The 15,352-nt window shown below is 29.8% G+C and carries 8 protein-coding genes; 5 read left to right on the top strand and 3 right to left on the bottom strand.

Annotated features, from left to right (window positions below; all coding sequences use genetic code 4):
- The first annotated feature begins 62 nt into the window (after window positions 1-62).
- Complete coding sequence (locus ACM0IS_RS02210) at window positions 63-5,981, top strand: hypothetical protein (RefSeq protein ID WP_416755854.1); 5,919 nt, start codon at window positions 63-65, stop codon at window positions 5,979-5,981.
- A 15-nt stretch (window positions 5,982-5,996) separates the two neighbouring features.
- Here the strand turns inward: ACM0IS_RS02210 and ACM0IS_RS02215 are convergent, their stop codons facing one another.
- The gene (locus ACM0IS_RS02215; RefSeq protein ID WP_416755855.1) at window positions 5,997-6,986 is read right to left on the bottom strand and encodes a hypothetical protein; all 990 of its coding nucleotides are present in this window, start codon (window positions 6,984-6,986) and stop codon (window positions 5,997-5,999) included.
- 379 nt (window positions 6,987-7,365) lie between these two features.
- Between ACM0IS_RS02215 and ACM0IS_RS02220 the strand changes: the two genes are divergently transcribed.
- From ACM0IS_RS02220 to ACM0IS_RS02235, 4 genes are read left to right on the top strand one after another with little or no spacing between them, the layout of a single operon-like run.
- Window positions 7,366-7,800 (top strand): division/cell wall cluster transcriptional repressor MraZ, encoded by a 435-nt coding sequence (locus ACM0IS_RS02220; protein WP_416755856.1) that lies wholly within the window; start codon window positions 7,366-7,368, stop codon window positions 7,798-7,800.
- Window positions 7,787-8,695: a 16S rRNA (cytosine(1402)-N(4))-methyltransferase RsmH gene (gene rsmH / locus ACM0IS_RS02225; protein WP_416755077.1), complete on the top strand. Its 909-nt coding sequence runs from the start codon at window positions 7,787-7,789 to the stop codon at window positions 8,693-8,695. Before ACM0IS_RS02220 ends, rsmH begins: the two co-directional genes overlap by 14 nt.
- Window positions 8,696-8,728: 33 nt before the next feature.
- Window positions 8,729-9,934, top strand: a complete 1,206-nt coding sequence (locus tag ACM0IS_RS02230) for an MAG3720 family protein (protein ID WP_416755858.1) — start codon at window positions 8,729-8,731, stop codon at window positions 9,932-9,934.
- Between the two features lie 9 nt (window positions 9,935-9,943).
- Window positions 9,944-11,194 (top strand): cell division protein FtsZ, encoded by a 1,251-nt coding sequence (locus ACM0IS_RS02235; protein WP_416755859.1) that lies wholly within the window; start codon window positions 9,944-9,946, stop codon window positions 11,192-11,194.
- A 132-nt stretch (window positions 11,195-11,326) separates the two neighbouring features.
- Here the strand turns inward: ACM0IS_RS02235 and ACM0IS_RS02240 are convergent, their stop codons facing one another.
- Window positions 11,327-13,027 carry a hypothetical protein gene (locus tag ACM0IS_RS02240; protein ID WP_416755860.1) on the bottom strand — a complete coding sequence of 567 codons (1,701 nt, stop codon included), beginning with the start codon at window positions 13,025-13,027 and terminating at the stop codon, window positions 11,327-11,329.
- A gap of 776 nt (window positions 13,028-13,803) precedes the next feature.
- Window positions 13,804-15,309: a 2,3-bisphosphoglycerate-independent phosphoglycerate mutase gene (gene gpmI, locus ACM0IS_RS02245; protein WP_416755862.1), complete on the bottom strand. Its 1,506-nt coding sequence runs from the start codon at window positions 15,307-15,309 to the stop codon at window positions 13,804-13,806.
- Between the last annotated feature and the right edge of the window lie 43 nt (window positions 15,310-15,352).

Here is a 15,352-nt window from a genome sequence, read left to right on the forward strand (position 1 = left end):
TTTTTTAGTATTTTTGTTTGTATTATAATTTATAAATAAATATTTTAATATAGGAACACAATATGAAAAAACGCAAAGCACTTCTTTTAGCTAGTTGTCTAGCTCTTCCTCTAAGTACCCTTACAGTTTTAGGAGCAAGTAGCAATACAACTACTAGTCCAGTATCTGTATCAAATACCGACGTATGAAAAAATAATGACTTATCATACGTTTATTTTGGTACGCAATGAGCAAGCACCGAGTATCCAAAATATTATGGACAATATCAAGCTAATCAATGAATGAAAGATGTTAATGGAATGAAAACTATTTTCCAAATGTCACTGCCTGGAACTCATGATTCCGGAGCTTGAGAAGGAGCAGGGCCAGCTTGAGGGCTTGGGTGAAGATTTGCTCGTACTCAATCAATGAACTACATGCAACAAATGTATGCTGGAATTCGTGCTTTTGATATTAGATGTGATGCTTATTTAAATGTGCGCCATGGTGTTACTTATTTAGCATCAAAATTTGAGGATGTATTAAATAATATTGTTACCTTCTTGGATAAAAACCCAAGTGAATTCGTCTTCCTCAGAGTCAAAGATGAGCCTGATGCAATTAATGTTAACAATTCTTGAAATCAAAATAATGTTGCAAAGGAATACTTAAAATTACTTAGTGAGCCAAGAATCTATAATAAACTATTTAACCCTACAGGTAAGGAATATGATCAACTAACAATGGATGATTTTAGACTTAAAAACTTGAGAGGAAAGATTGTTATAGCTAACTTTTGACACCATAAAGTACTTGGTAAAATGATTGATATTCAAAAAGACTATAAAGCTAAAGTTTGATCAGGAGGATTTAACTACTGAGAAGCTATCCAAAGAAATACTATGCAAGATAACTTCAATGATTCCGTTGAACAAAAGTATACTGATGGAATTAACTTTATGCCAATAGCTAATGCTAATAGTTATGATTCTAGAATGTTATATTTAAACTTCTTTTCAGTTGCTGGTGGATATCCATACAATTCATCTCAAACCCTAGATCCAAAATTTAATAAATACCTTAGTGACAATGAACAATTTACTAAGCTTGGAATAGTTTATATGGACTATCCAGGGCCTGCTATTATTCAAAATGTTTATAAACGTAATTACTATTTAACCGATATGCAATTACAAAATAATTACATTAATACCTGAAATTCAGCCCTTACTGCCTCAAATCCTTTAGTAAATGATAATCACATTACCATTCAAGGGCAAAATCTAGCTGGATATCATGTTGATATTAAACAAGGCAATAAAGTAATTGCTAGCTTTGAAGTGCCTGAAGGAACTAGCAACCAATATACAGCTACTTTACGTGAAGACTTATATTTCCCATTAGATGCAAGCTATACAGTAAATGCTTACAAACTTACTCCAGCTAATGCCTTTTATCAAGCTAGAGCCTATAACCAATTTAGCTACAATGTAACTGTAATTAACACTCCACATAATCAAAATATTGAAGCTTTTGAAGCCGAAATTAGCCAATGAAAAGATAAAATTCTACACGAATATAATTTAAGTAATTTAGATACTTACTTAAAGACAACTTATTTAGATGTGATTGGCACAATTTTAAGGCCAACAGTTGAAAATGAAACTAAATTAAGCCAACTAAAAAGCAAATTTGAACAAGATGTCTTAAACATGGATAATTTAAGCAAGCTATTACAAAGCACTATTAGTACAAATAATGCTTTATTAGAAAAAAATAATACTAATCTAGCATCACTTTTACAAGCTAATACCATCCACGCCTTAAAGCTAGACTTAAAAGTTAACTTTAATGTTCAACTTAATAATAATATTTCTAATAGCGAGATTAATTTTTCTAGTGTAAAAGATTACATTAACAATTATCTTAATATGAATGTCAACTTATGTTTAGATGCTGATATTTTTGCAAGAGTAACTAAATTAATGAGTAAGATTGAAGCAAGTTTTAGATACGAAAATTTAGGGCTAGAAGTTTGAAAAAAGAAACTAGATTCATACAAAGAAACCCTTAGCACACTAGATAGTGCATTTAATCAAAGCTATGATATTAAAAATGGCCTTAACACCTATTTAGCTTTAAAAGTACAATTATCAGAATTTTCAACCGAATTGCTTAAGGTATCTAATTTTATATCTCAATTAAATGATCTAATTGCTAAATATCAACTTGCAGAGCCAGAAGTTTTACTGTTTGCATCTGAAATTAAGCCAGCAATTGAATCTCTTTCAAATCTAGAACAAGTGGAAGAAGCTTTCAAAGATTATGGTAACACTTTAACTCAAGCGCATAGCTTAATTGAACAAAATGACACTTTCCAAACTACTTACCAATTTAACGCCTTTATGACCGAAACTAGACAAGCTTATTTAGATCAAATTAATAAACTTATTTTAGAAATGCAAGCTCAAAAACAAAATCCTATTGTACTTGCAGATTTAAAGGCCCAAATAGCGCAAATTGAAGAACTGAAGTCAAAAATAATTAAGCTATATCCTAATGAAAAAACTATTTATGAATCAAAAAACTTATTTGACTGACAAAAAACTGATTATATAAAAATGCTTTCTAGTCTTAGTGAAGATAATAAACAAACTCAAGTAACTCAACTAATGGAACAAATCAAACAAATTAATGATCTAAACCCATTGCAAGTTACTCAAGAAGACTTTTTAGCCCCACTAAATAGCAATGAACGCAAATTACTAGATTTTAATCCTAGCACTGATTTAGATCCAGAAACATTTATCGCTAAGTTCAATAGCATTCTAAAATTAAGAAATAAAACTATAGCTTTATCACAAGCTAGTCAAACACTAAATAATATCTCTTTAGCTCTTGCTGATACTGATATCTTATCAACTGAGCAAAAAGATGAATTAACTAAAATATTAAGCCAAAGTGAAGAAACACTGGCTAATTCTTCAGATTTATCAGCTTATACTACAGCATTACAAAGCATTGCAAAAATGCAAGATTCACTTGCAAATGACTATAAACAATCTGTTGATAAAATAATTAATCAAATTAATACTTCAAACAAATTATTTACATACCAAAAAAATATTTTAAAAGGGCAAATTACTGGTCAAGACCTTACTATTGATAACATAAAAGCCTATATTCTAGCTGAAAAAGAATTCACTCAAGCACAAAATCAAAACTTGCCACAAGCGAAAGAAGCTTTATTAGATGCCTTATCACAAGAACAAAAGCAAGCTGAAATTGTAATCTTAAATGCAGAACAAGATCAAGAAAGTTTTAATAACAAGTTATCTCAAGCACTTGATTTAAATGATTTTATTAAGACTATAAATTCATCCTTTAATGCATTAAACTATAGTAAAGAAGCCTACTATATTAATGCTTCTAGTCAAGAGCAAGAAAATATCAATTCTCTTGCTAGTGATTTTAGTTCAAAAGTAGCAACTAGTTTAGATAAAAAGCAAATTCAAGATAGTTATGATGCATTGCTAAACGCTCTAAACCAATTAAAAGAAAAATATTTAGAGTATCTAGCAAATAAAAAAGAACTAATTAAACAATTAAATAGTTTAATTAAACAATTACAAGAATTCTCTATTCCTCATCTTGAAACCTATAAAACTAACTATTTAAACTTAGCAAATCAATACATAGATTTATTAAATGATGATACTAAGCCATTTAGCCAAAAAGCTGAAGTACTTGATTTAATCAAAAATATCTCTCACTTATTACAAGTGGCTCCTAATTGGAAACGCGACTATGACAAAATCAATGATTTAATTGCCCAAGGCAAAAAAGCATTTGATAAGCCTGCATATCAAACTGTATTAGAACAATTTATTAAGGTTGTTACTCAAGTTACTACCTCAAATCAATATCAAGCTAAAGATTTTGCTTCTATTGATTCAAACGCATTACAACCATTACTTGAAGAGCTAACTCAAACCTACCAAGATGGTATAAAACAATGCAAGCAAATTGATCTAGCTATCAAAAAACAAGAGCTTAATAATCAATTACAAGAAGTTATAAAAAATATTCTTCCTGAAGCTAAAGAAAAAGTTTTAGCCCACTTAGCAAGCTTAATAAATCAAATTAAAGATAAGATTAATCAATTAAGTCAGATTCAAGGTGCTGGGATAATATCACAAGACATTGATACTTTAGAAAACTCAATCGTTAGTGATAATAACTACGTTCAAGCTTATAAAAAGTTACAAAGCCAAATACAAGAAGCTAAAAGTCAAGCTGCAAGTCTTTATAATTTACCAGCTTATCATAATATGCTTCAACCTTATGTTACAGGTCTAGATAACTTACAAAATGAACTAAACTTTAACTTCAATACCCAAGAACTAGCTAAAATACAACAAGACTTTGGCAAATATATAGACAATGCTGCTCAGGCTAGAACACTAGCTTTAAGTCAATATAATTCAGCTAAAGAAGCCTACGATATAGCCCTAAAGCAATTGTCAAACTATGCAAGCATACTTACAAATCCTTTATTTAAAGATCTTAAAGCTTCATTAGAAAATATTATTGCTCAAGACCAATTAAGTCCAGAATTAAGCACACAACAAATTAAAACTTTAACCAGTCAAATTCAAGGCCAATTAGTAAATGGGCAAACTCAAGAAAAAGAACTAATTAATCAAGTTATAAATAACTTAAAAGTATCACTAACTAATACTACAGATAAACTTACGAACCTAGAAATCTCAAACTTCAAAGTGATTAAAGAACAATTACTTGAACAAAGCCAAAAAATTAGTGCTAATATTAGTCCGCTAAGTTTTAATTTAGATAATCTGGCTCAATATCAAACAGAAATTAAAACATTAGATAGTACTATCCAATCTACTATTGAACTGCAACCTCAATATAAAGAATTGCTTAATACTCTGCAAGAGTATCAAACTAAAGCAAATGAATTCCAACAACCCGCTAATTTAAAGCTAATTTATAATGCTTACTTAAATGATTTAAAAGCTATTGCAGCACATTCCATTTTTGCTCCTAACGAATTAGAGCAAGTTTCAGTTTCCTTGATTCAAGCTACAAGTCAAGAAATTGCTCAAGCCTACAAAAAAGCCCTACAAGCTAAACATGAATTAGAAATGAAACAAAATGACTTAAAACTTGAATTAAGCACAATAGCAAAAATGCAAAATGAAATCCCAGCTATCATTCAAGCTAATGAAGCCAAATTTAAAAACTTACTAAATCAAATTGACTCGCTAGATAAAATTTCGAACGCTATTAACATTCAAGATCAAATGAAAGCATTAAAACAAAATCTAACAAATGAATTAGCCTACAATAATGCCTACGAAACAGCTGTAAAAGAATTGCAAGGATTACTTGCGCAAGCTAAAGATTTCTCTTTACCAATTGAAAAAGATATCCAAGCTAACTATCAAGCTCAAATTGATGCCATTACTAAAGAATTACAATATAACTTCAATATAAATCAATTACTTATCCTTGAGCAAAAAGCTCATGAAGCATACAATTCTACTAAAGAGCAATCAAATATGCTGATTCAAAAGTATCAAGCTATCCAAGAAGAAATTAATCAATTAGCTAACAGCTTTAAACAATTCTTAGTAGATAATCAAGCCAAACTAAGTGTACAAAAAGAAACAATAACTAAATTTATTAATGATCAAATTCAAAAAGCTAGTATGGATAACTTAACATTCAGCGAACTAAATGATATTTATACAAAAATTCAAAATTTCTTCTCTGAAGTTAAAAAATCAATTCATATTCCAGATCCTAAGCCAAATTCAAAACCAAATAATCCGGATTCTAAACCTACACCAGAGGAACAAAAACCTACTCAAGGTTCAAACTCTCATGCAGCTTATGCATGATTTAGCTTACTTTTAATTCCAGTTATAGGTTTACTAATTTATCTTCCACTTAAACTTAAAAAACGCAAAAAATAGTATGAAAAAAGTCCGTTAACAACGGGCTTTTTTGCATTCTCTTTTTCTTATAAATGATTCTTTAAAACCTTTAGAGCTTGGTGCTAAGGAAATAAATTTCTTTCCTTTACTAAATGAAAATACAACTTTATCTTGGATATCAAATAGATAAGCACTTGCAAAGAGGTAAAAGGCTCCAAAAACAGATAATGTAACTAGACTTACTGGTCAACGAAGTAATGGACCTATTAAGTTAGCAAAACCATTATATTGATTCATTCCTGTATAGAAATAGTTACTCTTTCATTCAATTGGTGCCAGCGCATCAGTGAAAGCATTAATAGTAAAGACAGTTAATAGGAATGAAAGAAAAATCTTACATTGAGTAACAACATCATTTTTAGTCATCTTATAAGGGTAAAGTACAGCAAAAACAGAAACAGAGACAATCATAAAGATATGTAATCCCATTAGATCATAGAAATAAACATTGTTTCAAGCTACATAATATGTGGTATTTACTCCAGCTTGGAAACTTTGGCCAAAGACAGTAAAAGTTTCACTCGGAGTAAATACAATTTTAACATCAGGAATTGCTAATGCAATAAAGGCTCCTAAATATGCAGGTGAAGCAAAATAACGTAAGGCTTTGGGTTTATTAAGCGCTAAAGTAAATCCAATACATAAACCAACTAAACGACAAAAGTGCAATGGAATTGACTCTCAAATTCTTGGATAATGACTTAGTCCCATATTTAATGAACGTAAAAACATTCCAAGTAGCAATAAAATTCCAGTGGCTCTAATTAAGATCTCTTGCATTTTTTCAGATGGTTTATTCTTTTGCCATGAAGCTGCTATTTGACGTTTAAATATTCATCATAGCACCACAAAGATTACAGTAGCAATTAGCCCAAGTTTCATTAATAATAAAGTAATCGATAAGTTGCTAGCAAAGTTATTATCTGTCCCAGTTCAAGATAAAAAAGAATGTTTAAGGTATCAATACTTTTGTTCTAAATTCATTACTTCCTTTCAATAAGTAATATTATAAAGTAAAAATGCTAATTTACAAATCGCATTATGACAGCTAAAAAGTTAATTTTTAGCACCTTTATAACTTCCTCCCACTATTTACCCAAAAGCAAAATGTGGAACAAAATTGCATAATTTCCACATTTATGCTTTTTGTGCAATATATACTCATAATACTAAAAAAATTAAAAAATAGCAATAAAATAAGCTGTTTTTTAATTTTTTAGCTAATTTGAGAGTTCAAAAATGGCTTTATATAGTTTTTTCTACTACAAAAGCGCCAAAATTCCAAGAAAATTTTTAACTTTTTTTGATTCGTGTTATTAATAAATGGTAGAATTATGGTGGATAGTGGGAGGAAGTGGTAAATATGTACGGATCACAAACACGAAATATCGACGATAAAAACAGAGTAGTTTTACCTCCTGTTTTTAGAGATGAACTCGGAAGCAAACTTTACATCACCATCGGATTTGATGGTAATGCTGAAGTGCGTTCTCAAGAAGGTTTTCAAGCATACATTGCGATGATTGAAAACAAATCTAGATTTGATGTCAAAACCAGAACATTAGCTAGATATATTTTTGGAAACACTTTCGAAATCGTACTTGATAACCAAAACAGAATTTCCCTACCTAAACCAATAATTGAAAAATTATCTATCCAAAAAGAAGTAATCTTTATCGGAGTGGGTTCAATTGTTGAACTCTGAGCTAAAGAAAAATATGATGAAAATCAAAATCAATATACAGTGGAGGATATGGCAGAATTAGCACAATTCTTGTCTCAAGATGTCTCAAAATAAATTACATTACTCAGTTATGCTAGATGAAACTATTGAGTCGCTAAATATAAAACCTGATGGTATTTATGTAGACTTAACTGTTGGTATGGGCGGACACTCTTCCGCTATTCTAGCCAAGATACCAAATGGAAGGCTAATTGCTTTCGACAAAGATGATTATGCTTTAGCACAATCACAAATAAGATTAAGCGCAATTGCTTCTAATTTTACCCTAGTTAAAAGTGACTTTAAAGATATTAAAGCTAAACTTTATCAACTAGGTATATATAAGGTAGATGGTATTATTGCTGATTTAGGAATTTCTTCACCTCAAATAGATCAAGCCGAACGTGGATTTAGTTATAACAAAGATGCTAAATTAGATATGCGGATGAATCAACAACAAGAGCTAAGTGCTTATGATGTAGTAAATTCATACTCTGAAGAGAAACTGGCTGATATTTTATGAAAATACGCTGATGTAAAACTTAACAAAAAAGTTGCGAAAGCCATCGTAAATGCTAGACCAATTTCAACCACCATGCAGTTAGTTGATGTTGTTAAATCTGCCTACCCAGCAGCTTTATTAAGACAAAAAAATCCAGCTAAAGCAATCTTTCAAGCAATCAGAATTGAAGTTAACAATGAATTGGATTCGCTTAAACAATTATTACTTGATGCAACTGAATTATTAAATAAGGACGGAACATTAAGTATCATTACATTCCACTCGCTAGAAGATAAAATGGTTAAGGATTTTATTAAAGACTTAACCAAAAGCGATCTTCCAAGCAAGATGCCTGTTATGGAAGAGAAAAAATTCTTAGTAAAACAGGTTAAACCTTCAAAACAAGAAATAGAAGAAAATAATCGCTCTCGTAGCGCAAAATTACGTGTCATAAAGAAATTAATTTAACAACATAAATCAATAATTTATAAAGGAGTAGTTATGAAGAATTATTTTATAAACTTTCACATTCGTACCAATGAATGTTCTTTTGCGTTCATCAATAACACAAACGATAACTACTTAAATGTTAAATTAAGCACCACAAATCATATTTCTTATTCACATCCAAGTGACTTAGTTTCTTGACATGATGACATTATGTCTCAAGTTAAGGAAATTGTCAAAAAAGATATTGTGACATTAAACTATGTGTTTGATGACAATTTATTTCCTAATTTAGAACAAAAAATTATGGTTAATAAACTAAATTGTCAAAGCACTAGTTATGATTCAAGAATTCTAGCTGAATTATTTGCTCAAAAAAATGCCACATTAACTAAAGCTAATGTAATTGAGGATTTCTTAGCTAGTTTTCCAATCAATTACACCATGCAAAAAAATGAAATTATCAAGGAATATAAAGATATTCCCAAAAATCGTATAGCTGAAACAATTACTCAATATTTATCAGTTTTCAAAACAAATTTAAATTCAATCAATGATTTTAAAGCTTGCTTTTCAGCTAACATTCCAAATTGCCAAATTAATTACTTTTTACAAAGTCAAGTATTAGCAGCAAGTATGAAAAATATTCCTACTTCAAGCCTAGTAGTAGATTTACAAGCTGACTATATTGCTTTCTTTGTAGTTAAAAATGGCGCAATTTTAACCTATAAAAAATTGCCTCTAGGTTACAATGTACTTGATAATAGTAGCCAACTTGATACTTTAGAAGTTATTAAATATCAAGTTAAAAATAGAATCAAAAATGAAGACAATGAAATAGTAGAAGAATCATTAATTCCTGCACTTGAAGGAATTAATCAACAATATAGTGCATTCAAAAACTCCTTACTTAACGAATTATTAAAATACACTATGACAAGTTTCAAAAATCCTCTTATTAATCAACTAAGCCATATTGCATTTACTGGTCAACTTGCATGAATGGTTAAGGATATTGAAGAAACATTTTTCGCTCGTTTTAATGAACACAATATGACAATTCAAAGTCTTGACAATGACAACAACTTTAGATTATTTGCTCTAGAAGATTCACTTTTAGAACAAGTTGTTCTAATTACCAATGAACACAAAGTTGAAACAATCCAAAATAACACTGTGCTAAGCAAAATTGATTATGCACACCCTAAAGCCAAAAATAACGTATTAAGCAAACTCTTTAGTAGATTTTTCTTAAGATAGGAGCAAACTATGAATAATGAATTCAATAATAACACAGCATCATATAAGACAGCCATTTCCCTAAAGGTCATAGGGGTTGGAGGTGCTGGAAACAACGCAGTTAATATGATGTATGATGAAAACTTACCAAATGTAGATTTTATCGTTGCTAATACAGATCTTCAATCACTAGAAAAAAGTAAATGTACTCATAAGGTTGCTTTAGGAAAAGAAAATCGTGGTTTTGGTGCAGGGTCAGATCCTAAACTTGGAGCCAAGGCAGTTGATGAATCAACAACAGAAGTCAAAGAAGCCTTAAAAGACGCTGATGTTGTAATTATTACTGCTGGATTTGGTGGTGGAACCGGTACAGGTGCCAGCCCTAAAATTGCTCAAATCGCAAAAGAAAGTGGCGCACTAACTATTGGTCTAGTTACTACACCATTTATTTACGAAGGAAAAAATCGCATGCTTGTAGCGCAAAATGGTATTGAACAACTTAAACAAGCTGTTGACTCTTATATTGTTCTTTCAAATGAAAAATTATCTGATGAAAATCCAGATGTCCCATTTGCTGATTCTCTTAAATTATCAAACATAACATTAAAAAATATTATTATGGCAATCCATGATGTTTTAAATCGTGTTGGTACAATTAATATTGATTTTGCTGACATTAAGCACACACTTAAAGATTCTGGTCTAACTATTGTTGGTATCGGACAAGCTGTTGGTGAAAATCGTGCTGAAAAAGCTGTTAAAAAAGCTTTCGAAACAAATCTATACGAATATGACATTAAACATGCATCTAAGCTTTTAATTAATATCCAACATGACAAATTAGTCACAAACAAAGAAATTAGAAATGCTGTTTCTACTATACACGAAATTCTTTCAGGTCAAGATGGCTTTATCAATGATTGCAAAATTGGTCAAGAAATCGTTGAAACTGAAGATAACAAACAAATTTTCAAAGTTTCTATTATTGCCTCAGGTGTAGATGCAACTACAGATGATGTGCAAGAAAAAAAGGCAACTTCTAAGATTGATGCAATTGCAGACTTGCAACCTGAAATTGAAAATACCGAAGAAGTAATGCTTGAACAAGAAGAAGAAAATGAAATGATCAAAAATACTTTAGAAGCAGATTCAAATGCCTTGTTACATGCTACCGAGGAAGTTAAATATGCTCAAACTAAAGAATTAAACTCATATTTTGATATTGATGATACTTCATTAACAGATGAACAAGAAGAAACAAGTTGATTTATTTCAAAATAGTCGATGTTGCGAAGACTTGGAATAATTAACATTTCCTTGTTAACAGCCTAGCGAATACCTAGGCTGTTTTATTATCCCTCAGTTTAATAATATTTTAGTTAAAAATGCCCTACAATAAAGTAGAGCATTTAACTATTTTTTGCTTAATAAAGCAGCAATTTCAGGCATTGATAAATTATGCAATGTAGCTAAGTCATAAGGATTTTTATTTAAATAAGTTTTACTAATGCGTTTATCAAAGTCTTCTGCAGCCATAGCCATATGTGGCTGTCATTTTAAACGAGAATCAAGTTTAAAGTAATCAAAAGTTCTATATACTAGACTTGTAATAAAATCATTTGGAACCTTATTTATAACAAATTCAGGTTCATTATCTTGTAAGATTAGTGGGACAATGAAGTCAAATGTTTCAGCTGTTTCATTCACTATAGTATTTTGTATATCGCTGCTTAGTTGATCACCTTTTATTGAATCATATAATTGATCAATGTAGGCTTGCTCATTACTTGGTTTTATTTGATATCTATCAAATTGATCACTAAAGACTTTTTGATAATATAATTTAAAACTTTCAAAAGAGTTATATGTATATGCATGACTTTCTGGTACATGTTTTATTGGCTGATAGTTAATAAAAACCTTATTTGTTATTCCATAAACCATATATAATTCTGGCTTAAATTCGCCATGTTGAACGTTTACAGGAATAGAAATTTTATAAAAGTGTACATTAGGATTTAATTCCTCTAATTTATTCTTTTCAAATTCTGGCTTATAGTCGATATATAATTTATCCTTATCTAAGTACGCTAAATCATAATTAGATAAAAAACTATTTTTTAAAGCAACTAATGATTCATGCATGCTGCTTGATAGTTTCTTATCTTCCAATAATGTAGATAGTTTATTATTTGCGTATGACAATTCTTGTACTGTATAACCATTTATAGCTTGCACAAGTTTATCTTTATTTAAGTATGATAAAGGAGCATTAAACTCTGGGTCCTTACTTTTAGCACTAAATTCTAACTTATTATCTCAAGCTTGTGCTAAAAAACTTGAAATATTAAATTCATAATTTGGGTAAAGCTTATTAAAAATCTGTTCTTCGACATTTCATGCAGGTATCATTTCTGCTTTTTGATTACCTTCTAATTGTGCAAGACTAAGAGAAGTGACCAAATCTAGTCCATATTTTCTATTATCCCGCACAAGCTTCTTGTGTTCATTGCTATATTGAACTAAATTAATTTTATTTTTACTTTGTAAAATATCCTGTAAGAAATTTATGTTTTTGCCTTCCTCTATAGGAGCAAAAAATCCAATATCTTTATTTGATAAATCCATTTGTTTATATAAAGGTATAGTAATCTTCTTATATGCTATATAAACAGTTGGTACCATATCTCCTGGTTTACTTTTTTTCTCTTCTTTTTTTATAAAATAGCAATCAGAACTATTCATATAGTTTAAGTAATTATTCACTAAATTAATATTTACTCAAGCTGTTTTATTTATTGTTCCATCATTGTTGTATAACTTTGGATTTCTATTTATGGTTTTAATAATTAAATTAAGCGACTCTAAATAGGTTTCTGAAGGATAGTAAATTTCATGATCCTGTGCTGGAATAAATTTTAATACTGCTTTATTTAGCCCATCAAGATCAAAGTTTTTGTTTGGATTTACTCAAATTAATTCTTTTATGCCTTTAATTTTGTTCAAATTATCATTCAATTCACTTTTTTCTGTTTGATGGCATGATACAAGTGAGCAAAATGGTAAAAAGGATATTGAACCCAAAAGTAATAATAATGATTTATGTTTTTTCATTTTTCCTCTTTAATTTATATACAAAAAATAATTGTATATACAATAATTATAGGCTTATGTTCTTAAGTACATTATAAAATTTGATTTCGTGTGGAAATTTCCACATTTTTTCCCTTTTTTTCAGATTTCTTAGCTTAAAATACTTTAAACTTAGAAATCAAGTAAAATAAATAAGAGCATTAATGAACTCTTAATAAAATTTTTAAACGATATGTTCAAACAATAAATAATTTAGATCATTAATTTCGATTTTAATAAAGCAAAGAAAAACGAAACTACCTAGTGCGTAGCTTCGCTAATTTTTTTATAGCTGGTGTATAAATTTTTGCAATATAATGCTTACTATTTTTACCTATAAAAGATATTCATTCAATATTATTCGAAATATCTACATCTAGGCTTAAATATTCATCTAAATCCTTACGCAGTTTCACAAAAAAAGCATTTATAGAAAATGTACCTTATAAGCGAAATATATAAAAAGAATGCTGTTATAGATATATAAGATATTAGCTCAATAAATTGTCTTTAAAATTAATTGCTTATTGCCTTATTAGAGTTGATTCTTTTTATCATTTTATTTAATATGGGATATGTATTTCTAGTAGCTTTTTTTGCACTAAGACTGATATTTCTTCAGATTTCTTTAATTACCACAATAATTATTTTGCATAAAAACGAACTAATGTTTGAATGCAAAACTATTTGTTAGAGCAAAATGCTGTTACTATTGTTACCCTGTAAACTTAAATTATTCGTTTATGTCCTTGTTTATATTATTTAACTAATAAAGATGGTTCATCCATTTCTTTTGGTTGTGCTACATGAATGTAGTCTAATACAGTTGGAGCTACATTAGCAAGTTTACCATCTGCTAATTTAACACTTTTATCACTACATACAAACATTACAGGACTTGAAGTGTGTTTTGTAGCTGGTTTACCATTAGCATCTTCAGTAATTTCAGCATTACCATGATCAGCTGTAATAAAGATTGTTACATCGTTTTCTTGAGCTCATTTTATAACTCTAGCAATTTGGCCATCTAAGAATTCAACAGCTTTAATTGCAGCTTGTAGATTACCGGTGTGCCCTACCATATCAGGGTTAGCATAGTTCATAATGGTTACATCAAAATCAAGCGCATTAGCGAGCAATTCATCTGTAATTCCTTGAGCTGACATTTGAGGTGCATCAGCATATGATTCAACTTTAAGTGAATCTACCATGATACGTTTTGAGTTTTTAAACTCAATATCGTTTCCACCATCCATGAAGTAAGTTACGTGAGCATATTTTTGAGTTTCAGCGATTCTTAATTGTTTTAATCCAGCTTGTTCAAGAACTCTACCAATTGGCATTGTAATTTGCATTTCATCAAAGGCAATAATTGTATTAATTCCTTCATATTTCATCATTGAAACAAATTTATCAATGTTTCTTGGGTGTGTTGGTTTTACATCATATAATGGTGATCCAATAAATAAGTGTGTTAATTGTCTTGCTCTATCAGGTCTAAAGTTAAAGAAGATAATTGAATCTCCATCTTGTGCAAAGTCTTCTTTAGTTAAGTTAGCATTAATTGCTGGTACAAAGAATTCATCACTAATATCTTGACTATATTGTGCATCAACATATTCTAGTGGTGTATTAAATTTATGATCTGAATTACCTAAAATAGCTTCATAGGCTTTTTCGACTCTATCAAACATTGAGTCTCTATCCATGGCATAAAATCTTCCTGAAATTGAAGCTACATTATATCCGTATTCTTTACATAAAGCATCTAATTTTTCAAATGAAGGTTTAATGCTTCTAGGAGCAACATCACGTCCATCCCCGAAAGCGTGAATTGCAACTTTTTTAACACCATGTGCATGTGCTGATTTTAATAATTCAAATAAGTGGTTTTCAAGTGAGTGAACTCCCCCAGGAGAAAGTAATCCCATCACATGTAATGTTTTATTATTTTTCTTAACAGCTTCAAAAGCTTCAATAAAAGCTTTATTTTCACCAAATGTCCCATCATCCAAAGCTTTTTGAATTAAAGATAGCCCTGTGTATACCACAGTTCCAGCCCCGATGTTTAAGTGTCCAACTTCTGAGTTTCCCATTTGCCCTTTTGGAAGCCCTACATATTCTCCAGAAGCTTGAAGCACTGAGTTTGGATAATTTGTAAGTAAGTTATCAAATGTAGGAGTGTTAGCTAAAGCAAAGGCATTCCCTTGTTTTTCTGCTCTAAGCCCTAATCCATCAATAACGATAAGTACAGTTTTTTTCATTTTTTCTCCTTTTAAATTAATTAAAAAAATTATATTGTTTTCT

Origin of the sequence: Mycoplasma aquilae ATCC BAA-1896, from assembly GCF_048074525.1 — a bacterium.
In the GTDB taxonomy this organism is placed as follows: Bacteria; Bacillota_I; Bacilli_A; order Mycoplasmatales; family Metamycoplasmataceae; genus Mycoplasmopsis; species Mycoplasmopsis aquilae.